At 41.0% G+C, this 24,394-nt stretch carries 21 protein-coding genes, 1 tRNA gene and 1 pseudogene; 14 read left to right on the plus strand and 9 right to left on the minus strand.

The genetic code is table 11. The features are described from left to right. Positions 1-779: 779 nt before the first annotated feature. From MSMAS_RS11170 to MSMAS_RS11185, 4 genes are read right to left on the minus strand one after another with little or no spacing between them, the layout of a single operon-like run. Positions 780-1,130 carry an Rpp14/Pop5 family protein gene (locus MSMAS_RS11170; protein ID WP_011034532.1) on the minus strand — a complete coding sequence of 117 codons (351 nt, stop codon included), beginning with the start codon at positions 1,128-1,130 and terminating at the stop codon, positions 780-782. Then, positions 1,127-1,846 (minus strand): ribonuclease P protein component 3, encoded by a 720-nt coding sequence (gene rnp3 / locus MSMAS_RS11175; protein ID WP_011034531.1) that lies wholly within the window; start codon positions 1,844-1,846, stop codon positions 1,127-1,129. The genes MSMAS_RS11170 and rnp3 overlap by 4 nt, the downstream gene beginning before the upstream one ends. Continuing rightward, complete coding sequence (locus tag MSMAS_RS11180; RefSeq protein ID WP_011034530.1) at positions 1,839-2,282, minus strand: RNA-binding protein; 444 nt, start codon at positions 2,280-2,282, stop codon at positions 1,839-1,841. The genes rnp3 and MSMAS_RS11180 overlap by 8 nt, the downstream gene beginning before the upstream one ends. After that, positions 2,279-2,869 carry a 50S ribosomal protein L15e gene (locus tag MSMAS_RS11185; protein WP_015412676.1) on the minus strand — a complete coding sequence of 197 codons (591 nt, stop codon included), beginning with the start codon at positions 2,867-2,869 and terminating at the stop codon, positions 2,279-2,281. Before MSMAS_RS11185 ends, MSMAS_RS11180 begins: the two co-directional genes overlap by 4 nt. 278 nt (positions 2,870-3,147) lie before the next feature. On the opposite strand from MSMAS_RS11185, the gene MSMAS_RS19540 reads away from it, so the two are divergent. The 8 genes and pseudogenes from MSMAS_RS19540 to hsdR form a co-directional block, all read left to right on the plus strand. Continuing rightward, positions 3,148-3,594, plus strand: coding sequence for a hypothetical protein (locus tag MSMAS_RS19540; RefSeq protein WP_011033920.1), 447 nt, complete (start codon positions 3,148-3,150; stop codon positions 3,592-3,594). Then, the gene (locus MSMAS_RS18905) at positions 3,591-4,292 is read left to right on the plus strand and encodes an IS1 family transposase (protein ID WP_155395171.1); all 702 of its coding nucleotides are present in this window, start codon (positions 3,591-3,593) and stop codon (positions 4,290-4,292) included. Before MSMAS_RS19540 ends, MSMAS_RS18905 begins: the two co-directional genes overlap by 4 nt. A 176-nt stretch (positions 4,293-4,468) precedes the next feature. Next, positions 4,469-6,595, plus strand: a complete 2,127-nt coding sequence (locus MSMAS_RS11200; RefSeq protein ID WP_230633247.1) for a DUF2207 domain-containing protein — start codon at positions 4,469-4,471, stop codon at positions 6,593-6,595. A gap of 256 nt (positions 6,596-6,851) precedes the next feature. Continuing rightward, positions 6,852-8,705, plus strand: coding sequence for a DUF2207 domain-containing protein (locus MSMAS_RS11205; protein WP_011034527.1), 1,854 nt, complete (start codon positions 6,852-6,854; stop codon positions 8,703-8,705). A 108-nt stretch (positions 8,706-8,813) separates the two neighbouring features. Further along, positions 8,814-9,362: a LemA family protein gene (locus tag MSMAS_RS11210; RefSeq protein ID WP_048041171.1), complete on the plus strand. Its 549-nt coding sequence runs from the start codon at positions 8,814-8,816 to the stop codon at positions 9,360-9,362. A 520-nt stretch (positions 9,363-9,882) separates the two neighbouring features. After that, a complete protein-coding gene (locus MSMAS_RS11220; protein ID WP_011034525.1) occupies positions 9,883-12,621 on the plus strand; it encodes a DEAD/DEAH box helicase in 2,739 nt (912 codons plus the stop codon). A gap of 721 nt (positions 12,622-13,342) precedes the next feature. Next, positions 13,343-14,800: an NAD(P)/FAD-dependent oxidoreductase gene (locus MSMAS_RS11225; protein WP_048036975.1), complete on the plus strand. Its 1,458-nt coding sequence runs from the start codon at positions 13,343-13,345 to the stop codon at positions 14,798-14,800. 1,044 nt (positions 14,801-15,844) lie between these two features. Next, positions 15,845-16,873: pseudogene (gene hsdR, locus MSMAS_RS11230) on the plus strand (EcoAI/FtnUII family type I restriction enzme subunit R); the annotation flags it as partial. A gap of 40 nt (positions 16,874-16,913) precedes the next feature. Here the strand turns inward: hsdR and MSMAS_RS11235 are convergent. After that, positions 16,914-17,222, minus strand: a complete 309-nt coding sequence (locus MSMAS_RS11235; protein ID WP_011034522.1) for a nucleotidyltransferase family protein — start codon at positions 17,220-17,222, stop codon at positions 16,914-16,916. 310 nt (positions 17,223-17,532) lie between these two features. Here MSMAS_RS11235 and MSMAS_RS11240 point away from each other — a divergent pair, with 310 nt between their 5' ends. Together MSMAS_RS11240 and MSMAS_RS11245 are read left to right on the plus strand one after the other, a co-directional pair. Next, complete coding sequence (locus MSMAS_RS11240; protein WP_230633249.1) at positions 17,533-17,988, plus strand: nucleotidyltransferase family protein; 456 nt, start codon at positions 17,533-17,535, stop codon at positions 17,986-17,988. Continuing rightward, entirely contained in the window at positions 17,985-18,335 is a 351-nt protein-coding gene (locus MSMAS_RS11245; RefSeq protein WP_011034520.1) for a HepT-like ribonuclease domain-containing protein, read from the plus strand. The genes MSMAS_RS11240 and MSMAS_RS11245 overlap by 4 nt, the downstream gene beginning before the upstream one ends. A 412-nt stretch (positions 18,336-18,747) precedes the next feature. Here the strand turns inward: MSMAS_RS11245 and MSMAS_RS11250 are convergent, their stop codons facing one another. The 3 genes from MSMAS_RS11250 to MSMAS_RS11260 all read right to left on the minus strand — a co-directional run bounded on the left by MSMAS_RS11250 (position 18,748) and on the right by MSMAS_RS11260 (position 20,434). Next, positions 18,748-19,788 carry a Fic family protein gene (locus tag MSMAS_RS11250; RefSeq protein WP_048046562.1) on the minus strand — a complete coding sequence of 347 codons (1,041 nt, stop codon included), beginning with the start codon at positions 19,786-19,788 and terminating at the stop codon, positions 18,748-18,750. A 176-nt stretch (positions 19,789-19,964) separates the two neighbouring features. Continuing rightward, on the minus strand, positions 19,965-20,243 hold the full coding sequence (locus MSMAS_RS11255) for a type II toxin-antitoxin system RelE family toxin (protein ID WP_011034518.1): 279 nt from the start codon (positions 20,241-20,243) through the stop codon (positions 19,965-19,967). Then, positions 20,243-20,434: a DUF7557 family protein gene (locus MSMAS_RS11260; protein WP_011034517.1), complete on the minus strand. Its 192-nt coding sequence runs from the start codon at positions 20,432-20,434 to the stop codon at positions 20,243-20,245. Before MSMAS_RS11260 ends, MSMAS_RS11255 begins: the two co-directional genes overlap by 1 nt. 453 nt (positions 20,435-20,887) lie before the next feature. Here MSMAS_RS11260 and MSMAS_RS18915 point away from each other — a divergent pair, with 453 nt between their 5' ends. The 4 genes from MSMAS_RS18915 to MSMAS_RS11275 all read left to right on the plus strand — a co-directional run bounded on the left by MSMAS_RS18915 (position 20,888) and on the right by MSMAS_RS11275 (position 24,034). Further along, complete coding sequence (locus MSMAS_RS18915) at positions 20,888-21,055, plus strand: hypothetical protein (protein ID WP_155395275.1); 168 nt, start codon at positions 20,888-20,890, stop codon at positions 21,053-21,055. A 298-nt stretch (positions 21,056-21,353) separates the two neighbouring features. After that, positions 21,354-21,425: transfer RNA gene (locus MSMAS_RS11265), tRNA-Cys, on the plus strand. A 319-nt stretch (positions 21,426-21,744) separates the two neighbouring features. Next, positions 21,745-22,494, plus strand: a complete 750-nt coding sequence (locus MSMAS_RS11270; protein ID WP_048046563.1) for a hypothetical protein — start codon at positions 21,745-21,747, stop codon at positions 22,492-22,494. Between the two features lie 802 nt (positions 22,495-23,296). Further along, positions 23,297-24,034 (plus strand): hypothetical protein, encoded by a 738-nt coding sequence (locus tag MSMAS_RS11275; protein ID WP_048046564.1) that lies wholly within the window; start codon positions 23,297-23,299, stop codon positions 24,032-24,034. 119 nt (positions 24,035-24,153) lie between these two features. Here the strand turns inward: MSMAS_RS11275 and MSMAS_RS18920 are convergent, their stop codons facing one another. Further along, entirely contained in the window at positions 24,154-24,318 is a 165-nt protein-coding gene (locus tag MSMAS_RS18920; protein ID WP_155395274.1) for a hypothetical protein, read from the minus strand. Positions 24,319-24,394 lie beyond the last annotated feature (76 nt).

The following is a 24,394-nucleotide window of genomic DNA, read 5'->3' on the forward strand; positions in this document are numbered from 1 at the left end:
ATCAGTCCTGCCAATCAGTATTATACTTTGTTACACTAATAATCATTCATTGTAGTATATATTAGACTGATTATATTCCAGCCCCGGACTTTTCAGCCCCCGGGGATTTATCCTTAATTCATTTGCTGGTAATTAAACTGGCTGACTCGTTTATGTAATTAAATTTATGTAATTAATTAGACAATTGATCAACACAGGTTTATATTGCTCAATACTGGTTTTAACACTGATTTATAATACCGGTTCTAACACTGGTTTTAATCTGGTTTTAATAATGGTTTATAATACTGTTTATCAGTATCTCAGAATTCTGTTCACTGATTTAAGGCGGTTATCAGTCTTATTTCATATAAACAGGACCGGATATAAGCAATACAGAATATAAACCCTATGAGCCATTTTGTGTCCATCGTATGTAAAGATGCATATAATACTAATTTTGAATTAATATTCAAGCAGGATAAGACATGCTGATCTTCTTAATAAATGTTATTATGTATGTATAAATATTCTTATCAAAATCTTCCGCACACGTCACAAAGGTTGCAGGAGATAATCCAGTGCAGTATCAAGGGTTTAGACTCCAGTATTCAAAAGTAATCACAGAAGATGAATACTAACATAAGAATGAATAATAACACAAATAAGATCAGTAAAGCAAACTGAAAACCCTGAAGACCAGCGCCCGGGAACTGATTTCCCAGGATTTCAGGTAAAGCTCCTAGGTCTTGGTTTATTCAGAGACCTGAACCAGCTCCACTGATACCTGTTACCAGGCTTCAGGAGCTGAATACACCTTCATCCTGCAGAAACTTTTCCGTAGCCCTTTTAACAGTACCGGAAACTCCCAGGACGTGCAGAGTTGCCCTTTTACCGTTGATCCGGGTAAGAGCAGCCAGAGAGGCTCTCGTTTGCTTAACTTTTGTGTGAGAGCACTGGATAATGCCCTTTCCGTTTTCGAACCCCAGCACCCTTATGTCGCAGTCGCTGGTTGTAACGTCTCCGAGCAGTGAAGACGCGGAAGACATAACCTCTTTAACAATATCGCTTCTGCTAGCTGGCTCTTCCGAGATCAGCTCAAAAGCAAGATAGCGCTTTTTAGCGCGGAGTGAAGGGAGCAGGCGTTTCAAAAGATATCCTCTCCTTCAAGAACTTCGATCCCTTCCCTTACATATCCCGGGCCAGGGCGGTTCTTTTTTATAATTTTTTTCGGAACGGTGCTTAAAGCATCAAGCGCTTCATCCTCTTCAAGCCCGCAGACCTCAGCAAAAGCAAGAGTCTCCATGGGGGAGCGAAGATCATAGCAGGACATGGCATCACTGCACAGCACAAGGGGGACATCGTATTTTCTGGCAAGCTCAAGGTTTGCCTTAAGGTCAGAGAGCATACGGATGCGCCTTGAACCCCGGGAATGTAAAAGAGGCCTTAACGTAATGCCTATTGCAACTCCATTTTCTGCGGCTGCTTTTGCCAGTACCTGATTTAACCCGCTGCTTTTGTCGAATGCAGGATGGTTAAGGATATCCACTCTGGGGTTTTCAAGTGCAGCCCTGTTGACTGCTTCGGATCCCCCGTGCACGATCAGGACATCCATTGAGCTCCTGAATTTTCCTACTAAACCGTGAAGTTTCGAAGGGTTTTCTTCCACAAGCTCAATTCCCCTGAAAACTTCAAATCCTTCAATCGAAGGCAGTACCGGTTTTTTACTCGGGAGTTTGTCAGAATGGTTGGCAAGGGCAATCCCGCTGTATCCCAAATGCCGGGAAAGGGAAGACAGTTCCTCTACAGCATTAGCCCCGTCCGGGACAGCATGAACACAAAAATCGTAAAATTCAGGTTTACCCAAATAATTCCTCCACTATGGCTCCGGCTTTTTCCCTGTTCTTCGGGTAGGTCTCGATCTTGACCTTTGCAGTGATTGCATCCGAGGAACCGGTCAGTTTTACCTGCTGGAGGTATGCCGCCTGCTTGTCGAAGCGGAGGTGAAAGACCAGGTCATCGTCCAGCCTTTCAGGCATTTCTTCCCTGAGCATTTCCACGTCTTCTTCGGAAAAGTTTTCCCGGATAAAACGGGCAAATTTCAGGCATTCTGCCTTCCTTTTAAGCTGCACGCTAAGAATAGTAATGGGATTTCCATGGTGCCCTTCAGCCTGGAGCTCTTCTATGAGTTTACTCCCTTCTTTTACGCCGGCACCTGATAAAAAAAAATCCAGAGCCTCGCGGACTCTGGATGTGTCTTCGGTTGCGTGGGCGATCACACGCATTATTATGTGGTGAATCACTTGCCTCGACTCTTGTGCGCACGGATGCTCGGCCTGGTCTTTTCAGTACCCTTGCCGCGTGTGGACATGCCTCGGCCTTTACGACCTGCACTGGTCTTACCCCTGGTGGCTCTGCCCCTGATGGACGCATCACAGATCCAGTTCAGGTTCTTGTCGCTCTTTATTACAGGGTGGTGCGGGTCTACAAGGATGACTTCGAACCACTTGTGCTTTCCGTCTTCCCCTACCCAGTAGGAGTTAAGGACCTCAAGGTTCGGGTATTTGCGGTCAGCACGGGCTTCAGCGATCCTCTGGATGCTCATTCCACCTGATACCTTGTTCTTTCCCATCTTCTGGGTCCTTCTTCCACGGTTGGGCCTTACATGACCAAGCCCTCCGCGGCGTACATTTACCCTGACGACAACAATGCCCTGCTTGGCTTTGTATCCAAGGGAGCGTGCTCTGTCGATTCTTGTGGGCCTTTCAATTCTGGTCACGGATCCCTGCTTTCTCCAGACCTGCAAGCGCTCCCAGCGGAGTTCGTTCACATAGGTCTCATCAGGGTTCTTCCATGCATCACGTACGTATCCGTAAAAAGATTTTACCAATTTAAACACCAAGTTTCACTTATGTTTCACGGTTCAGCCCTGCCAGCAGGACCACATCCCAACGGGACCTAATCCCGAAAATGAAACATGCGATACAACTGAATCATTTGATTTAAAGCTTTGCCCCCTTCAAAGCTTTCAGGAAGAATCAGTCAATAAGTCAGTCAATAAGTCAATCAATCAAATTTCCAGAAATATATCTCCGGGATTTTCCTGTAAAGATTAACATACAATTATCTGGTCGTGTCCTCAAATCATTGACTTAGTTTTATATAATCTTGAATCTATTATTATTTGGGGGCATCTTAATCACTTCTGAAATCGATTTTTCACAATTTTTTTGCTGGAACAAAGACTGCACTGATTATGGAATTAAAAATCAAGGGAATATAGTCCTTAAAGAAAGATATGGTAAAAATAACCATGCTCTTTTTAAATGTAAAACTTGTAAAAAATGTTTTAGTGAAACCAAAGGTACAATATTTTTCGAATTAAACACTCCAGATGAAGAAGTTCTAAGGACAATAGCTATGCTTCCTGAAAAAGGCAGTATTCGTGGAGTTGCAAGAGCTACTGGACATAGTAAAGACACTATTTGTAGATGGCTTGAGATTGCAGGAACCCATGCAGAAGAAGTTACAACTTATTTCCTCAAAAATCTTAATCTTACGAGAGTAGAGGTTGATGAGATCTGGTCATATATAAAAAAAAGCAAAAAAATGTGACTGACGAGGATTCTGAAGAGTGTGGGGATGTGTATTCACTTACAGCAATCAAAAGTGACACAAGATTGCTCCTTTCTCATCATGAAGGAAAACGTAGTGCTGAGGATGCTATAGAGTTATTTAAAGAAGTTGAGAAGATGCGTTCCACATCTTCTCCTATTCCTGTATTTACCTCAGATGATTGGGATGCCTTTGAAGAAGCACTTATAAACGTTTATGGTAAAATCGAGTTGCCACAATACAAAGGTATCGGAAGAAAACCGCTACCTAAACTGGTTCCACCTGACGATTTAAAATATGTCAAAGTATTGAAGAAAAAGGTAAAAAATTATGTAGTTGAAACAGTTCAACGTATCATCTTTGGAGATCCTGATGAGATATTCGAAATGCTTGGAGCTGATGCGGATAGTTATATTGGAACTTCTTATGCAGAAAGGATTAACCTTACGATAAGGACATCTCTTGCAAGATTTATAAGAAAAGGAATGAATTTCAGTAAAACCAAAAGGATGCATCAGAAAGCTATTGATTTATTCCAGGCATGGTATAACTTTATAAAACCTCATAAGTCTCTAAGGCTAAAAATAGATTCTGGAAACAGAAAATGGTTTCAAAGGACTCCAGCTATGGCAGAAGGAATAACTGATCACATATGGAGTTTAAAGGAACTATTAACATTTAGAGTTCCTGTTCAATAATATGAGGACACGACCAATTATCTTTCAGCACAGAAATTCCCGTTAAACAGCCTGGGAATCTCCAGAGATTAATTTTTTCCCGTTGTCATATATTAAAAAAACCGGGTTCTGGAAATAAGTATTAAGAAGACTCCAGGGAATTAAAGCATATAACGGGGGATCTGGAGGAAAATCTATTGAGGCTCTCGAATGGTTCTTTTGAACCTGCCAGAGGATCAAATGTCGCCAGAGGATCAAATGTCGCCAGAGGATCAGGTGTCAATTCAATAGCACTGAAAATATTTCTTCTTTTGCTGATTGTTCCTTTTCTGTCACCTCAGACAAGTGCAAGAGATTACACCCTGGAAGAAGCGACAGCGAATATTACTATTTACCCGGAAGGCGCAGTTCACGTTGAAGAATCGGTTTCCTACACTTTTGATGGAGATTACAACTATGTTTACAGAATGATCAGGACATCAACAGAAGAATCCATTCGGAATATTAAGGGTTACTGTTCTGACGATGCATGCAAATTCAGAGTTGAAAGGATTTCTGAAGGATACAGGTTAATAGGCGATCTTCCGGAACATACTCCGGAAAATTTGACCTTTTATGTATCTTATGACCATTACGGAGCGGTCAAAGTCCACGATGACGTTTCCGAATTTCGCAGACAATGGGGCGAAGAATGGGAGAAGCCGCTTGGAAACCTGAAAGTAAACATTACCTTTCCGCTAAAAAACGACAGTGAAATCCTTTACTGGACTCACCCTGCCGGCTATACGCAGGAAGAGAACTTAAATCATAATGTCCTCAATTTAAAGACAGAAGAGATCCCCTCTTCTTACGATTATAAAGTCAGAGTGGTTTTTCCGAAAATAGAATCACCAGATTCCAGCTCTGTCCAGATAGATAACGAGAAAAATCTTGAAAAAATACTGGCTGAGGAAAAAGAATATCGACAGAAAGAGTTGAAGTTAGAAGGGCTTTATGACATAACCCTTTACTTCCTGTTCTTCGTCCTTGTGATTCCTGTCTTTATATACCTGATATACGGGAGAGAACTGAAAACAGGTTTAGAAGAGAAAACAGGTTACGAAGGGGAAACAAACTCTGAGGAGAAAACAAACTCTGAGGGGAAAACAAACCCTGAAGAGAAAACAGATCACGAAATGGAAACAAACTCTGAAGAGGGGGCAGGTCACGAAAAGGAAACAGGTCATGAAGACAGATCAGATCACGAAAGTAAAACAGATTACAAGAGGAAAATACGTTTAATAGAAATATATAAACGAAAGCCAGACGAGGATTTCAGACCTGCCGTTGTCAACGCTATTATGAAAGGGAGACTGGGAATCCCCACAATTGACGGATTTACTGCCACATTCATGGACCTTGCTAATCGTGGTTATATTTCTCTGAGGAATTCAGGACCCGAAGAGGCAGACTCATCAAACATTTCAGGGTCAGAGCCAGAAGACTTCATGATAGAACTCAACCATGAAATGTGTCCCGAAATTAAAGGAAAGTATTATGAAATTGAAGGAAAACATCCCGAAGTTAGAGGAAGCAAATCCGAACTGAAAGAATCCGAGCTGATAGACTTTGAAAAAGATATACTCAAGCTGTTAAATGATCACTCTTCCGAAAGAAAAATCTCCTGGAGAGAATTCAGAAAGGAGCTCGAAGGTACAGAGGAGTTTTATAAGTTTATAATGTCATGGGGGAAAAAAGTTCGGAAACATAGTGAAATTGACAGGTTTTTCCAGTCAACAGGAAGTACATATATGAACCTGTTTTCCCGGGCTATTCTTGCATCTGCGATTGTTTATTATATTGCGCTTTCAGGATATTTTCCTTCAAGCGAGTTTCCGGGAGTGTCAAAGGTTAATACGCTGACCGCTTTGATAGGGATCTGGGGATTTATTATGACAAAAAACTCAGAGATATTTGTAAAGGTATTCGGGCGCTGGACATCTGAAGGGAAGCTCTACTATGAACTCTGGGGCAATTTTAGAGAATATATCACGGACCAGTCTGCTCTCAAAAATTGTCCTCCTGAATCCGTGAAAATATGGGATTCGTATCTGGTGTATGCAGCTTCCCTGGGAGTTGCAAAGCAGGCTTTTAGAAATATGTCCCTTATTGTTCCTTTTGAAAAGCTTGAAGAGAGCAGTTTCCGCCCTATAAGCTACCATTATTATGATCATTCCGTGCACGGATTTGAAAATGCCTGTTCTTCACCCAATCAGGGCGTGGATGGAACAGAAAGAAGCAGTAAGAGCAGCAGTTTTAAGGAGAGGGGCGACGGGCCTGAATAAGTTACTTCAGTACCTTAATAAGTACTCTGTAATAGTACTCTGTAATAGTACTCTGTAATAATAGAGACCACTGTAAAACTGAGAAAACAAATTGAAAGAACTCAAATTGAAAGAACTGCCAGCTTTTAAAGATTTTATGTTTCCAAATTACAAACTGTCTCTTTTGGTCTCTTTTTTATTTTCGTTCTGTTTATTTACATAAAACTCCAATAAAATATTAATATCCAAAAGATAATATAGAGTTGGAGGATTCCGGTTGAGATTTTCGAAAGGCTCTGCTGAACCTGTCAGAGAAGTAAATACTAATTCTGCGGTCTTAAAAATAGCTATAACAACTGTTATTCTGCTTGTCTTTCTCTGTCTGGTGCCTTCAGCCAGTGCTAGAGACTATGCTCTGGAAGAAGCAGGAACGAATATAACTATAGATTCCAGAGGCCTGGTCCATGTTGAAGAATCGATTTCATACGCATTTGACGGAGATTACAGTGAAGTATTTAGAATCCTGGAAGTGCCGTCCGGGGAATCAATCCAGAATATTACAGGACATTGTTCAGATGAGGCTTGCAGGTTCAGAGTAGAAGAGACTTCCAGAGGCTATGAGCTGATAGGCGAACTTCCTTCCCCCACTCCACAAAAAGTGACTTTTTTTATTTCTTATGACCATTACGGCGCAGTCAAGGTCCACAGCGATATTTCGGAATTCCATTATAAGCTCTGGGGTGAAGAATGGGAAAAGCCCCTCGGAAACCTGAGAGGAAACATTACGCTCCCTGTGGAAAGCGAGAATGAGCTTCAGTACTGGATCCATCCGACCGGCTATACCCGGAATATCGATGTGGAAAAAAATGTGGTAAATTTAAGGACAAAAGAAATTCCTTCATATCAATGGTATGAAATCAGGGTTGTTTTTCCAAGGATAGAGTCTCCCGATTCCAGCTTTGTCAAGATAGACGATGCAGAGGGCCTTGAAGAAATTCTTGCTATTGAAAATGAATATCAGCAAAAAGGCTCGATTTTAAAAGGCCTTTACGGGCTGATAATTTTATCCACTCTCATTGCCCTTGCACTGCCACTTTTCATTTATTTGAGGTACGGGAGAGAACCGGAAATTGGTTACGAAGCAATATATGAAAGAGAGCCGCCTACGGCATCCAGACCAGCAGTTGTCAATGCCATTATGCGGGGAAAAATAGGCACCCCCACGATGGACGGGTTTACTGCTACGGTAATGAACCTTGCTAACCTTGGTTACATTTCTCTCAGGACTGTAAAATCTGAAGAACGAAGGGCACTGAGCCTTTTCAAATCCGAGGATGAAGACATTTTAATTGAAATTGCCAGCCCGGTGTCGTATTCAGGAGCTAGGGGAGACCTCCCGAAACTGGAAGACTTCGAGAAAGACGTGCTCAACTTATTGAAAAAACATTCTTCAGGAAACAAAATTTCATGGGCCAGGTTGAAAAAAGAACTTGGAAAAGGAACCGGCTTCTATGAATTTATCACTGCATGGAATAAGAAGGTTGAAAAGCATGTCGTGATTGAGAAACTCTTCCGGTCAACAGGAAATAAATACATGGTTATTTTCAGCATTGCAATTCTGATCGTAGCAATTGCTTATTTTATCATACTATCCAATTATTTCCCTTCAGATGCATTTCCCCTTGCATCCAGTGCCAATTTGCTGGTGGCTTTTATAACAGTCTTTTCAGTAATCATGATAATTTTCTCCAGCGCGTTTGAAAAAGTCCTCGGGCGCTGGACTCCTGAAGGAAGGCTCTATTATAAAAAATGGGCTAACTTCAAAAAATACCTCACAGATTTTTCCGCGCTCAAGGAACATCCCCCGGAATCAATCGAACTCTGGGACTCATATCTTGTTTATGCAACCGCCCTTGGAGTCGCAGAAGAAGTCCTTAAAAATATGTCCTTAGTCGTTCCTGCTGAACAGCTTAAAGCAAGCCACTTTTACTATGTGCACCACAGCTATGGCCAGTTCGGTTCCGGGTTTGGGAATGCTTACACATCATCTGCCCCATCTTCGAGCGGAAGCGGAGGCGGAGTGGGCGGTGTTGGAGGCGGCTCGGGCGGTGGAGGAGGAGGAGCCCGATAAAATACTTTTGAAGAAAACCGTGGTCAAAGTAACTGAAGAAAGAAGGAAAACGTGACAGGAGAAACAGTGATGGAAGGAAGCAGTTAACGAAGGAGAAGGTGATCTATAATGATAACAGAAATTCTAATAATAGCAGTAATAATTCTCGGTTTGCTCTTCGTTATAATTTATAATGACCTTATAAAACAGAGAAACAGGGTAGAAAACGCCTGGGCCCAGATAGAGGTACAGCTTAAAAGGCGTTATGACCTTATCCCTAACCTTGTAGAGACCGTAAAAGGGTATGCAGGGCACGAAAAGACCCTTTTGGAAAATGTTACAAAAGCCAGGGCTGCTGTAATGTCTGCAAACGGTGTCAATGAAACAGCAGAAGCATCAAATTACCTGTCCTCAACCCTCAGGTCTCTGTTTGCAGTTGCGGAAAATTATCCCGACCTTAAAGCTAACCAGAACTTTTTGCAGCTCCAGAAAGACCTCATGGATACCGAAAACAAAATAGCCTATGCAAGGCAGTTTTATAATGATACTGTTATGAAGTACAATATCAGCATCCAGACGATCCCCAAAAACATCGTCGCATCTCTCTCGGGATTCGGAAAGAAAGACTTATTCGAAACCCCGCAGGCAGAAAGGGAAACTCCGAAAGTTGAATTCTGATTGTTTGTATACCGGAAAACGATACGTGCAGAATTGGACTTATATATGCCAGTTCTCTTTTTTTGAATTTTGGGAAGGGCTACTCTCCTGCATCGAGCGGGACAGGACTGATCTGGCATGGAGAACGATGATGGACGGGTTAGAGGAACTTATATACTGTTCTCTTGAATGTAGCTCGGCAGCAAAATTCATCGAATATCCATACTGAACTGGCTCACAGGCAATCAATAGATTAATATTACTCCGTGGCAAGCCTGTATCTTTTATCCCGTCCGCGCCGTTCCTGCTGATAGAGCTGGCGGACCCGGATCAGGTAAAAGCATAACATTTATCCATGCCTGAAAATTAAAATAAATACTGCTCCGGAAAATTAGCTCCTGTCCGAATTTGCAGAGCATGACATAATGAAAGTGAAATGAAAGTGAAATGAAAGTGAAATGAAAGTGAAACAAAAGTGAAATGAAAGTGAAACAAAAGTGAAATGAAAGTGAAACAAAAGTAGAAAACGTGGAGTAGAAAAATGGAAATTTCCTGCCTGCTGAATGAAATAAAAGCTTCCATCCGCTATGAAAACCAGATAGTCCATATTGAAGAAACACCAGCAAGGGATGCATGTTATGCGCCTCTTGAACTGGAAGTACGGATAAAAGCTGCACTTTCAGGCACAGGAATTGAAGCCCTTTATTCCCATCAGGCTGAAGCTATAGAAAAGGTAAGGGAAGGAAAAGACCTGGTGCTCTGTACAAGCACGGCAAGCGGAAAATCCCTTACTTACATGATACCTGTTTTTGAAGCTGTCCTGAAGGACCCTGAGGCTACTTCCCTTTATATTTCTCCCCTGAACGCCCTTGTAAATGACCAGCTAAAAGCTTTCCTCGAATTTGAAGGTGCATTAAATTCCGGTGCAGGCATAGCCCGCTATACAGGTGCTCTGAGCGCGGACCAGAAGAGAAAAATCAGGGATGGAAAGACGAATATTGTGTTTACGAACCCTGAGATGGTGCACATGAGTTTTCTTGCCTGGCACCACCTGTGGAGGCGCTTTTTTTCAAACCTCAGGTTTATTGTTGTTGATGAGAGCCATTACTACAGGGGAGTTATAGGGAGCAATATGGCAAACGTGCTGAGAAGGCTCCTCAGGGTTGCGGAATATTACGGGGCTTCCCCGCAGTTTATCTGCTGCTCGGCGACTATAGGGAACCCTGAAGACCACACTGAAACCCTTCTGGGAAGGGAAGCCGTGGTGGTTGAAAATAACGGGTCTTTACAGGGGCCCCAGAAGTTTGTGTTCTGGAACCCGCCTCTTTACATGAACGGGAGAGGATGCACAGTAAGGAGAAGCAGCTTTTCCGAAGCCTCTGCCCTTTTCACGCGAGCAGTCCAGGCAGGACTCCAGACACTGGCTTTTACCCGGTCAAGGCAGGGTGTGGAGAGGATGTACAGGACCTGCATGGAACTTTTAAGGGACCGGGAGCTTCCCTCTGCAATCTGCCCTTACAGGAGCGGATATTTTGACCGGGAAAGAGAAGAAATCGAAAGGAAAATGAATTCGGGAGAGCTCAGAGGCGTTATTTCCACAAATGCCCTCGAACTCGGGATAGATATAGGGGGGCTTGATGTCTGCATCCTTGACGGCTATCCGGGAACGGTAATGAGTGCAAGGCAGCAGGCAGGAAGGGCGGGCCGGAGCGGGAATGAAAGCCTTGTCCTGATGGTAGCCGGGACAAATGCCCTCGACCAGTACTATATGCGAAACCCGGCTGACTTTTTTGCAAGAAGCAGTGAAAACGCCGTTCTTAACCCCAAAAATCCCTACATCCTTGCAGGGCACCTGCTCTGCGCAGCAAAAGAAATACCTCTCAGGGAATCGGATGAAAAGTATTTTGGCGGCGGATACTCAAGAGTTGTTGAACTCCTGGAAGCGGAAGGGCTGCTTGCTGGTAGTGACATGAAATATTCTACCGATCCTTTCCCTTATAAACAGGTCTCCCTGAGGGGAATAGATAATAATACTTACTCTCTGCTCGCCTTTGAGGGGGAAAGGAGCTTTCCGATAGAAAAAGACATTGAAGAGACCCTGGCTTTCCGGGAGTGCCATCCGGGTGCAGTCTACATTCACAGGGGAGAATCCTTTTACATAAACAGGATAGACCATGAGAAAAGGGAAATTCACGCTATAAAGACGCACGACAGCTATTATACAAAACCGATGATAGACTCGTCAGTCGTGGTCCAGGAGACTTATGCAGCAAAACCTCTTCTGCACGCCCCTGAGGTGGAGGTAGGGCTTGGGGAAGTTGAGGTAACGGACAGGATAGCAGGTTACAGGAAAATAAGGACCCACAGCGACGAGACGATGAGCGCTCATGAAATTGAAATGCCTCCCATTACCCTCCAGACTGTCGCGCTCTGGCTCAAACTGCCCGACAGGCTGCAGGAAATGATAGGAGACCATAAACTTGATTTTGCAGGAGGGATCCATGCTGTTGAACATGCAATAATTTCCATGTACCCCCTGCACCTGCTTGTGGACAGGAGCGATGTAGGAGGGGTTTCAACTCCTTCTCATCCTGACCTTGGGAGTAAAAGCGGGATCTTCATATATGACGGACACAGGGGAGGAGTCGGGTATGCCGAAAAAGGTTATGACCTGATTGAAGAGGTACTGGAAGGCACCTTAAAAGCCATTGAAAGCTGCCCCTGTGAAAGTGGCTGCCCTGGCTGTATACAGTCCCCCAAATGTGGGAACAATAATGAACCTCTAGATAAACACGCGGCAATAATGCTCCTGCACGAGCTCCTTGGAAAAGCCCCCTATATCCCACCCGAGAAAAAAGAAAAGCACCTTTCTGAAGCCAGAGCCCGGAAAACAATCCCGCAGGAAAGAAAAAGTTCAGGAGATGCCCTTGACAGGGTAAGAAGGCAGCTCAGGAGGGAGAATATAAATCAGGAGCCTCAGGCAGGGAAGGAAAAAAAGGAAAAGACTTTCATTGCCACGGATGAAAATGGGGGAATGATCGGAGTTGTTTCAGCCCCTACCCCGGAAAAAGCCGCAGCAAAAACATTTCATAAGAAACTCGCAGGGCAACAGGGAGCCACAAAAGAAAAGCCTTTAGAGATAAGGATCAGAGACCTTGGAGCAGGCAGTGATTATCATTTCAGGGCATGGACCGAGCTTTTTGAAGCCGCAGAAAACGGGGATCCTGAAAGTAAAGAGAAAAAAGCAGTCAAAAAATTGTTTATTCGAAAAATGAGCTGAAGAAGATTTTTCCAAAGTATTTTCGTTTTTCTGAGTTTTTTCAACTTTTCTTTTCGAACTTTTCTTTTCGAACTTTTCTTTTCTGGCAAGGATATAACTTTAAATAAATATTAAAATTGATTGGTGAAAGTTTTTTATACTGAAACCTCCATATATGTTAATTAGTGGGAAAGATAATGAATAAAGTGGGAATAGGAGGAAGGTTATTTGCAAAAGTTGTTTTTCATACTGATGTATACCTGCCTATTTATGGGCGTTATGCTTGCAATTTCTTTCATTCAGTAACAGGTCAATCAGGTAATTGATCCGCAAACTGAGGACTGAAATAAATGTGAATATAAACAGAGATCTCAGTAACAGAGATTTCAGTTAAACAAGTCCCTGATTGTTGAGATTTCAGGTTAATATCTAAACTGAAAGAAGTAGCTGTTAGATAAATAGCTGTTAGATAAGCAGCTTTTAAAAAAGTAGCCTGTGGAATTTCACAGGCATACTTCACATTCGGGGACAGATATTAGATTTATTGCTGATTTTTGCCAGTAAGACCCTGTACAGCGGCTGTGGGTGCGGCATAAGGAAGATGTAAATAAGAATCAGGGATATATTTATTTGCGGAAATAATGTGAAGTTCGCTGCATTTTATGAAAAAGTTTTTATTGATAAGATTAAGGAAATTAATAAGTTTTTCTGATGTTTAATCAAAAACTAGGGGGAGTTGCCCATGAGTAACGAAGGTCGGGCTGTTGAGAAAGAAAAGATAAAATCTGCATATGATGTCGTGATTATAGGAGCAGGACCTGCAGGGATGTTTGCGGCTTACGAACTTGCAGCCGGAAAGATGGAAATTCTTGTTATTGATATGGGCAGGGACATTGATAAGCGCTCCTGCCCTATGAAAGCCCTTAGCTACTGCAAGCACTGTGCCCCGTGCGAGATAATGTGCGGGGTTGGAGGCTGCGGGACATTTTCTGACGGGACACTTAACCTTCGGCCTGACATAGGAGGTGACCTGGCAGCCCTTACCGGAGACCAGACTGAAGCCTGGGAGCTGGTTGACAGGGTCGATAAGGTTTTCCTTAAATTCGGTGCACCCCAGACTGCCCTTCTTACAGAAGGCCCGGAAGTAGAGGAATTAAAACGCAGGGCTGCTTCTGTCGGAGCCCGGTTTATAGAGATCAAACAGAGGCATATAGGCTCGGACAATGCACCTGCACTCATCGGGCGCTTCAAACAGGATCTTGTTGATAAAGGAGTGGATTTCCTGATTGAAACCGAAGTCCATGACCTTTTGATAGAAGGAAAGGAATGCAAAGGAGTTATACTCTCAGGCGGGAGGGTTATCCGCGCAAACTATGTGCTCCTGTCTCCAGGAAGAAGGGGCTGCAACTGGGTTTCGGAAATGATAGAAAAACATGACCTGAAAGCCCGTTACGGCGGAATTGACATAGGGGTCAGAGTCGAAGTCCCTGCTATTATTATGGACCCTGTTACTAAAATCAACCGTGACCCTAAATTCCATATCCAGAGCCGCCGATATGACGACTTTGTAAGGACATTCTGCACCAACAGGCGCGGTTTTGTCGTGAAAGAAGAATACGAGGACTTTATTGCAACAAACGGGCATTCCATGGCAAATAAGGAGTCAGAAAATACCAACTTTGCATTCCTTGTCCGTATAGAACTTACAGAACCCATGGAAAACACTACAAAATACGCCCGCTCAATTGCGAAACTCGCGACAACGATCGGAGGAGGAAAACCAGTCCTGCAGCGCATGGGAGACCTGAGGCGCGGACGGCGGTCAACAAAAGAGCGCCTTGCCAGAAACCTGGTCATAAATACATTAAAAGACGTGACACCTGGCGATATCTCAATGGCTCTTCCTCACAGGATAGTCATGGACATAATTGAAGGCCTTGAGACCTTAAACGAGATTATCCCCGGCGTTGCTTCGGACTCGACCCTGCTTTACGCTCCTGAAGTCAAGTTCTATGCCATGCACCTGGACGTGGACCGCCATATGGAAACCAGCATCAAAAACCTCTTTGCAGCAGGAGACGGTGCAGGCCTCTCAAGGGATATAGTAAATGCCGCTGCAACCGGAATTATGGCTGCAGAAGGGATTATGAAAAAAGCCGGAAAGGGTCAGGATATCCAGGAAGAAGAAAACAGATTTTGAAGCTCTGAGAATAGAAAAATTATGCTGCTGTTTTATTTAATTTTGTTAAAAAAGTTATTTAGCTTTGTTAGAAAAGGTTGCGTTCCCATCTGAAATACCTGGAGTTTCCGAAAGGCGTCTAAAAGATTTAACTTTTTGAATTTTTGGTTTGGGAAGAGGTTTGAGGTATTTGACTTGTGGGTTGAGAGTTTTTCAATATTCAGTTATTTTGTGGGTAGATCTTTTGGAGTAGGTGTTGTTTGCTGGTTGGTGTTCATTTGATGAGAACGCAAGTTATACTATGCACCTGGAGTATATATTATTTTTAACGAATAATCGTAATGAGGAGATATAATCATAATAGAACCGGAATAACATTAGTTTAATGATCTAAGATTATATCAGCAATATAATAAGTTTGTAATTACAGAAATATAATAAGTTTATAATTACAGAAATTTTAAAAATTGTGTGATGTTGAAATATTGAAACTTAATGAAACAGTTTGACTTAGGGAATTTCAAAATTGTTAATTTAACGTGGAAAATTCAGTGCAGGAAATTTCAGATAATTTTAGGTTAATTTTAAAAGAGTTTGCGTTCCCATCTAAATACCTGGAAGTTCCGAAAGGCATCTAAAAGATTTAACTTTCTAAGTCTTTAGTTTGGGAAGAGGTTGGAGTTATTTGACTTGTGGGTTGAGAGTTTTTCGTTTTTTAATACTTTAGTGGGGTAGATCTTTTGGAGTAGGTGTTGTTTGCTGTGGGTGTTCAATTGATGAGAACGCAAGTTATACTACGCATTTGGGGTATATATTATTTTTAACGAATAACTTCGACGCATGCGTATAATCAATATCTTAATAAAATAATTAAGTATTAAATCGTATAATATTATATTAACAGTATAACACTTTGTAAGGAAATACAAAAATAGGCGGAGCATGCTGAAAAATAATTAAGCCGGCAGGAATTCAAAAACACAAGAAATTTAAAAGTATAAGTAGTGACTGCACTTATATTAATTACCGTCTAGAGTGTTAGTAAATTCCGCTGGATGACTGTAAATGGAAGAGGTAAATAAAAAAGAACTGAGTGAGCGGGATATTTGCTCAAAGTTTATCACGCCTGCGATCAAAAGGGCTAACTGGGAAGAAAAACAGATCCGGGAAGAAGTAAACCTTACCAGGGGAAGGATTATTGTTAAAGGTTCATCTGCGAGCAGAGGAAAACCAAAGAGAGCTGACTATATTCTTTCCTATAAACCCAACCTTCCTCTTGCAGTTGTGGAAGCAAAGAGGAATATTTACACGGTTGGAGAGGGCATGCAGCAGGCGCTCATGTATGCTGAGATGCTGGACATTCCTTTTGCATTCAGCTCGAATGGGGATGCCTTTTTGCTCCACGACAGGACAGGCACTCTTGGAAAGGTAGAAGAGGAAATTTCTCTGGACAAATTTCCTTCCCCTGAATTTCTCTGGCGGAAATACTGCGAATGGAAGGGGCTTGACGAAGACAGGCAGAGGATCGTAACCCAGGACTATTTTTCCGATCGGCAGAAATCCCTGCGATATTATCAGCGTATAGCAATTAACCGGACAATAGAGGCAATTGCAAAAGGGCAGGACAGAATCCTGCTGGTTATGGCAACAGGTACGGGAAAGACTCTCACGGCATTTCAGATCATCTGGCGCCTCTGGAAGGCAGGGGTGAAAAAAAGAATCCTTTTCCTGGCAGACAGAAACATCCTTGTTGACCAGACAAAAATTAACGATTTCAAGCATTTCGGGAAGGCAATGACAAAAATCAAGAACCGGGAGGCTGAAAAATCCTACGAAATTTACCTGTCCCTCTATCAGGCTGTTTCAGGCACAGAAGAAGAGAAAAACATCTACAAACAGTTTTCCCCTGACTTTTTTGACCTTGTGATTGTGGACGAATGCCACAGGGGAAGCGCGGCTGAAGATTCCGCATGGAGGGAAATACTCGAATATTTCTCTTCGGCAACGCAGATCGGGCTGACAGCTACCCCGAAAGAGACAAAAGACGTTTCCAATATCCATTACTTCGGAGAGCCCATCTACACATATTCCCTGATATCCATTAAAAAATCTACGGAATCCCTTTCCTCGGCCTTCATAGAGCTTCAACCTCATTCAGGATGCGCTTTCCTATATTGGGTTTGAGTGCGCTCTTCATTACCAGGTCAACCTTTATTCCTAAAAGGTCGCTCAAATAATTTTCCAGCTCAATATATTTCAGCAGTCCTGGTTTCTTATCAAACTGAACCAGAACATCAAGGTCACTATCTTCTGTCTGCTCCCCCCGAATATAAGAGCCAAAAACTCCAAGGTAGTTTACACTATATTTATCTCTTAACTCAGGCATATGTTGCCTTAATATTTTCATATAATATTCTGCGTCTTTTAGCTCTTGGGAAGGCATTATTCTGAGATCCTCCACGAAGTCTCGATGAAGCACGATTAAAATCTGAATTTATGCTAACAAGTATGTGTATCATATATATTTGTTATTTTCTCAAGTTTGGTTTTTTAACAGGTGCCTTTACAGAAAAAAATCATTGAAAAAATCGAGCAGTTCATGAGATTATGTGATGAACTCGAATCGAAACTAAGGAAGTCTCGGGAAGACAGCGAGAAACTTATGGAAGCGGTTGTGAAGGAATTGTTAGAGTGGGCTGCTGCCGAAATATAATAAATATGTTGTGAAAATCTCTCTCAAAAAATCAGTCCTCTTGAGCGTAGCGAAAAGGACACCGCCCTCCCGAGGCGGGACTCGGGAAGGACAGCGGACTTCCGAGGCGGGACTCGGGAAGGACAGCGGACTTCCGAGGCGGGACTCGGGTGGCAAAACTCGGGGAAAGTTTAAATTGAAAATAAAGAAATATATCAACATGCAAACCGCAGAAGAAAGGGAAGAGCTGTTTCGCAAAATTTCCTCTTTTCTAAAAAAATACGGGGCAACCAGAGTATCCATTTTCGGATCTTATGTTAGGGGTGAAGAGAAACCGGAAAGCGATATAGATGTTCTGGTCGAGTTTGCTGATAGAAAAAGCTTGCTGACTCTGGTTAATATCGAACTGGAACTCTCGGATTATCTGGGAATTAAGGTTGACCTGCTGACTGAAAAATCGATAAGTCCTTACCTGATAGATGGAATAAAAAAAGAGGCTAAAGTGATATCTGAATGAAAAGGGATGATAGGGTATATCTTAGCCACATCCTCTTATCTACTTCCTTAATTGAAAAATACACAGCGAATTTAACTGAAGAAGAGTTTCTGTCAAATAGTCTTGTTCAGGATGGTACCATCAGGCAAATTCAGATAATCGGCGAAGCTACTAAAAATCTATCAAAGCCTTTGAGAGAGAAATATCCGCAAATCCACTGGAGAGGAATAGCAGGTATGAGAGATAAACTGGTTCACGATTATTTTGGTGTGGATATTGATGCTGTATGGGATACCGTAAAAGAGGATATCCCGACTCTCAAAAAGGTAGTTTTAAAAATTGTTCAGGATCTAAATGAAAAAGCTTAATCTTTTTTGCTTTAAGTTAGAAGGGATCTTTTTATCGAGCGCTAGTTAGGGCAGCCCTAAAATGAAAAAGAAAAAAGAGGTATAGCACACAGAGTTCTTGAGTATTTAACTTTAAAAAGTTGAATAATTACCATTTTCTTTTCTTCATTTTGGTACTTTCCGCTCTCCTGCGTCGAGCGTGACAAGACAGATTTGGTAAAGAGAATAAAGTTATACTGGTCGAAGTAATCTGTAATTATGGCTTTTATTAACAGGCAAATAATCTAAAAGGTAATGTACATAAATAATTTACGTAAATGATATATTTAACAAATGGTTTTTGAATAGCTTTTGAATAGCTTTTGAATAGCTTTTGAATAGCTTTTGAATAGCTTTTGAATAGCTTTTGAATAGCTTTTGAATAGCCCAAAATTTAGAAATTAAGCACGTAAATTATTTGCTGGCTTTTTTTGCCTTTTTGCTGGAGGACATTTTTATCCACCATATCCTGAAGATCCCGGTTTGCTGTTGGCTGGCTAACGTCACAAAGTTCCTGGTACTCTTTATTTGTAATTCGGCCTTTTTCTTTGAGGTATCCAACAGCTTTTATCTGACGGTTGCTCAACCCGATCTGCCCAAATTTTTCTTTCATTGAACGATCACTGCTCAGCTTTTTGACCGTATTTTCTACTCTTGAGGTTTCTACCGCAATGCCGAAGAGGAAATATTCAAGCCATCCCGTAAGCTCCCCTCCTTTTGCATCGGCATCGGCAAGCGCTGAATAGTAAGCCTGGCGGTCTTCGTTGTAATATTCCTCAAGGGCGAAAAATTTCTTTGTATCAAAGCCTCTTTTTGTCAGAATAAGCGTGGAAAGGGCTCTTGCAGTCCTGCCGTTGCCGTCAAGGAAGGGATGGATTCGAGCAATTTCATAATGTGCTATTCCGGCCTGTATAGCAGGCATAAGGTCTAAAGCTTCTGCACTGTTCAACCACTCAAGAAGGGACCTGGTGAGCAGAGGAACTTCCTCAGGTTCCGGTGGGACATAGGTGATTTTACCGGTTTTCGGGTTTCCGACTACCACCCTGACTTTCCGATAATTTCCGGCAGAAGCAGCTGGCAGGATATCTTTTACCGTGAGCCTGTGGATTTCGAGGAAAATCTTCTCGGTAATAGAAGTGCTTTCTTCCAGACTGTCTATATATTCAAGCACATCAACGTAATTTTTAACTTCATTTTTGTCCTTTTCACCTGCAGGAATATCTTTGCCTTCAATAAGAAGGCTTACTTCTTCAAGAGTAAGCTGATTCCCTTCTATACTTGTTGTGTGGTGAGTCTGTTTTATAAGAGCTTCTCGCTGGAGTTCTCTCTCCCATGCAGGAATAAGAGGGCTAATCAGAATGATCTCACGGGCAGCCTGAATTCGCGCAAGCAGACGCACGATTTTGTTTGTATACTTAAAATTAGGCTGAAACATGCTAATTTTCCGATTTTTTGTCCCTATAAAAAGAGTCATTCCTTTCATTATTAACTTAACGATGTTTATTTTGAAATTTAAGGAAAAATCCCAGGTCTATTAGAATAGGGGATTGTCAAAAGTAAATATGAAGCGGCGGTCTTTACAAAAATTGATCCCGAAGAGAAATTCGGGCTTCAAAGCCAATCATATCCTCTTTCTCGTGGAATAATTTCAAGAATGAAAATTGTATTTTCTTCCACTGAATAGATCATTCTATAATCGCCAATTCTTAAACGGTACAGGTCATTTCTTTTTTTCGTTCCTTTCAATTTTTTGATGTCAGCATGGGGTCTGCTTTTAAAAGGGTCCATTTCCAGATTTTTAATTCCTGATTTTAGTCTTTCTTTTGTCTCTGGATTTAAGCTTACCAGAAATTTCACTGCATCAGGGTGAAGTTTTACATCGAAACTCATTAAAGTTCATCCAGGCTCACAAATTTATCTTTCTCTTCAAGCTTTTTGTACTGGCGTTCCATAAATGTCTCATAATCAACCTCATCCATCAGGCGCTTGAGAATATCGTTATAGGTTTCTCCTTTCATACCATATTTTTTTAATCTGTCTCTTATATCTTTTGTCACTGGAATTGTAGTAGCTTCACTCATAACGATCTATCTAACTATTAAAGTTATAAGGACTTATAAGTTACTATTAATTGCTTATAATTAGCAGCCTTAAACCAGGTAATTATTGAATAAAAACCTACAGAAAAAATATACTCTGATTCACAACAGATCTTTTAGCCTGAAACTGGCCCGGGCAAATCCTAAAATGCAAGAAAAACAAAAATAAAAGATTTCTTAGAAACAGGGCTCAGTAAATATTTCAACTCTTAAAAACATGACAAGCCTAAATTTTTAACTTAATTTTGGGACTTTCCGCTCTCCTCCATTGAACGGGACAAGACAGAATAGGTAAAGCGAATGACGTTGCACGGGTCAGAGACTTTATAACTTAATTTTTGTTCTCATTGTTGAAGTCCACTATTGTAACTTCTAAATTAGTCCTCTTGAGCGCAGCGAAAAGGACCTCGTGCTGTAACTTCTAAATTAGTCCTCTTGAGCGCAGCGAAAAGGACCTCGTGCTCCCGAAGCGAAACTCGGGAAGCGAAACTCGGGAAGCGAAACTCGGGAAGGACGGTGCACTGTAGAGACGCAACTCTGCCGGGACAGGAAAGGTTCTGTATTGTGGATGATGTTGCAAGGATCAGAGATTTTATAACTTAATTTTTTGGCCTTAATAAAGCTCATTATTGTAACTTCCAAATAAGGTTTGAATACTACATTTATAGTTAACAGGTATGTGTATGATATTTCTCATATTCTCCAGTCTTCGGAGCAAATGACCCTGTAGAAAGATAACATTTTAATGAAATTCATCTAATGAGTTTGTGCTATAAACTTAAATTAGAGCCTGAAATTTTTATGATTATGACTGTCAATGCAAAACTGCACTTATAAAAAGTAACATATTATCAATCTAAAAATTTATATATTTTGAAGACTTTGTTATATTATACAGGCTGCCAAGGTGGCGGAGCGGTCACGCAATCGCCAGCAGAGCGATTCAGTCCTGGTTCAAATCCGGACCTTGGCTTCTTTAAATTTTTAAAGAGTTTTTTCCCATTTCTTTTGAATAAGTTTTTAACCATCTGATTTTTGGGTATCATTTGATATTTTGAGATATAACTTGACTTTTTGAGATCTAATTTGGCTTTTTAAGATAATTTCTCGAACCAGTTTATCCCTGAGCCGTGGTGAATAATGTAAAATACTCAGAAAAAATACTGCAGAAATAATTTTGCGCAAGATAAAGGACTTCTGCAGAACCGGTGGTTCTATAAATAAAATTTAAAAAAAAAGACTTATCATGTCCTGTTATATATTTAGATATAATTCTGGAAAAAGGCTAATAATTGGAACTGGTCATTGATACTTTGAGCAAAGATATCAGATACGTGGAATTCCCCGTAGGTATAAACAGGACCTATCTGGATAACGTTTGTTACGAACTGGATAGAGAAACAGATACGTTGACGATATGTTCGGAAGGAAATTTTTATAGTTCCCTTAAAAAACGAGCTCCTGACCTGATTAACCGGTTTGGTTTAAGAAAAATTAATATTTTAAAGAAATTGTCGCTTTTTTTATCCGTTGTACTCTTCGTCACGTTAATTTTAAAAATAGTTTCAGGAGATCCCGCCTCGCTTTTACCACTTGTATCGATCTCCGGGAGCCTGATGTTTTTTGTTCTTGCCTCATATCTTTCTGAAATAGAGAACTATTGCAATATATTCAGATGTAAAAATTGTGGTCGGGACTTTGCTTACGAAGAAATTAAAAGACCCTTTGTCAAAATAGTAAGCACTTACAACAAATATGAAAAAACAATAACAAGCTACCTGAAGTGCAGGTACTGCCATGATGAATACATCAGGACTGAAATAGCCCGCCAAAATTCGAAATCCAGGTCAAAGAAGACAGATAAGAATAGAAAAACCTGCAAAGGTTGCGGGAAGGATTATAGCCTTGTAGAATACAGATATCCGGATGCCCATCTGGAATACCATAATATTTTCAGGACAATCCGGCACTATAAATGTGTACACTGCGGATACGTGGAAGTCCGCATAAAAGATGACCATATTGCCATAAATAGAGTATAAAAAAGCAAAACCCATCTGAAAGCTATGAAAAGGATTTTATTTAGCAGGAGAAACTGCCTGAAAGCAAAAAATTAAAAAGAAAATATAAAAAATTTTTACTATTCACATAATGGAATACGCTGTAAACCTTATATGGGAAATGGGTAGCTGGGGACGGAGTTGCTAACAGAAGGTACAGGATTTCAGGCGGCTACCACATAAGTCTCTGGGAACTTCCGGGCGGGGATGTCGTATCAAATGCCCACCATGACGACAGCGTTCTAATTATCCAGGAGCATCAGGTAGACGGGTATGAAAATGCAGAAGCAAAAGTTGCCGGATTCTTCGGAACCGCACATTGTGCATACTGGCTGGACAATAAACACTGCAATAGCGAATATAACGCCTATAACGATGGGCCTGTAATAATTGTTTGAAATTTGTGAGAAGTAACGGGCTGAAAAATGTCCGAATACTGAAAAACCTGCCCTGTTTCTTTTTATCCTGTTTCTTTTTACAGAACCGACGATCCTGTTTTCTGTTCAGGAACAGGTTTATTTAGATTAACAGAGGAACAAAAGTATAAATTATCAAGATCAGGCTTGATTTTATAAACGCCTTTTTCTTCATCAGTAAAAAATCGTTTCTATAAAATTTTTCCGAAATCGTTTTGTTTTTTCATAAATTCAGCGAATATTTTCAGACAGTTAGCGATTTCCGATTAAAATCGTAACTTTTTTAACAATTGAAAAAGTATTGTCGAGTAAATATGCAGTATATATAAAAACGGAAAAAGGATAAAAATGAAAGAAGGGCTTTTGAATTGTATAACCAGTCTGAGTTTGGCAACCTTGAAAATTATCTCCTTGAAAAGAAATTATGTAAAAAGACCAGCTGCGAACAGGTCCTCAATACTTATATTTTTACTGGCGCAGTTGAATATAAAAAACATAGGTTCAAAAAAGTTTCTCTCTTTCTGATAAATATTTTTGATGAAAAAGCCCTTGAAATAATGAGTAAAATGTTTTTCCTTTTCTGTGTAATTATATCTCTTATTACAATAGTAAATATTCTGAGCAACGGCTATGGAGACTGGTTTTATATTACTGGCATAGTATTTTCCGTGATTTCCCTCATCATTTCTCTTTTCATACAGAATGTCCTGGAATATTATCATGACACTTTCTGCAAAAAATGTGGAAAAAAGCTTGCCTGTGAAGAAACAGGCGAACCGGTTATGAAAGAAACAAGCAGTTATGGAGAATACACCCTTATAGTGACAAGGCACTGGAAATGCAGATACTGCGGAAATGCGGATATAAGAGAGAGTCAGGAAAATATCTTTGCAGAACAGGGAGAAATGCTTCCTGAAGTTTCCCTGAAAAATATTGAATGCAATAAATGCAGCGAAACAGGCACACTTGTAGAAATCAAAAAACCTGATATAAAAGAGATAGGGAGGCAGAGGTTGACCAGAAGATATTATAAATGTACAGTGTGCGGTCATGAGGAAATCAATGAAAGTGAAGAAATAATAAACCGGAGAAAACATATCGGCTGAACAAAAGGCGCAGGTTAAGGCTAAAAAGAAGGGAAAAAGAAGAAAATATTTTAAGAACAAAATATTTTAAGAACAAAATATTTTAAGAACTTTTCTTCACCCACAGTCATGCGCAAATTTCATTTTTCGGCCTTATCCGGGTCTCCTGTGTTATCCAGGATAAACCCGGAAATCAGAAAAATAAAACCCATAACAAACTGGTAGATCTGCCCCGTAAAAAGCCCGTAAATAAATAGCAAAAATCCTGACATCATAAATAGTATGGTCAGAAGATATATTGACAATTCTTCCACTCCCATATTTGAAATTTCAGAGAATATATTGCAGGTATTGCGGACATTTTTCTCTGCATAGGGAGTG

Source organism: Methanosarcina mazei S-6, from assembly GCF_000970205.1.
In the GTDB taxonomy this organism is placed as follows: domain Archaea; phylum Halobacteriota; class Methanosarcinia; order Methanosarcinales; family Methanosarcinaceae; genus Methanosarcina; species Methanosarcina mazei.

What these genes read in the sequence shown, in the direction of transcription:
- MSMAS_RS11255 (WP_011034518.1), bottom strand. Translation starts at nt 20,243, where the DNA reads ATGAGTTTCGATGTAAAACTTCACCCTGATGCAGTGAAATTTCTGGTA.
- MSMAS_RS11220 (WP_011034525.1), top strand. Translation starts at nt 9,883, where the DNA reads ATGGAAATTTCCTGCCTGCTGAATGAAATAAAAGCTTCCATCCGCTAT.
- MSMAS_RS11245 (WP_011034520.1), top strand. Translation starts at nt 17,985, where the DNA reads ATGAAAAGGGATGATAGGGTATATCTTAGCCACATCCTCTTATCTACT.
- MSMAS_RS11260 (WP_011034517.1), bottom strand. Translation starts at nt 20,434, where the DNA reads ATGAGTGAAGCTACTACAATTCCAGTGACAAAAGATATAAGAGACAGA.
- MSMAS_RS11235 (WP_011034522.1), bottom strand. Translation starts at nt 17,222, where the DNA reads ATGCCTTCCCAAGAGCTAAAAGACGCAGAATATTATATGAAAATATTA.
- MSMAS_RS11225 (WP_048036975.1), top strand. Translation starts at nt 13,343, where the DNA reads ATGAGTAACGAAGGTCGGGCTGTTGAGAAAGAAAAGATAAAATCTGCA.
- MSMAS_RS11250 (WP_048046562.1), bottom strand. Translation starts at nt 19,788, where the DNA reads ATGTTTCAGCCTAATTTTAAGTATACAAACAAAATCGTGCGTCTGCTT.
- MSMAS_RS11210 (WP_048041171.1), top strand. Translation starts at nt 8,814, where the DNA reads ATGATAACAGAAATTCTAATAATAGCAGTAATAATTCTCGGTTTGCTC.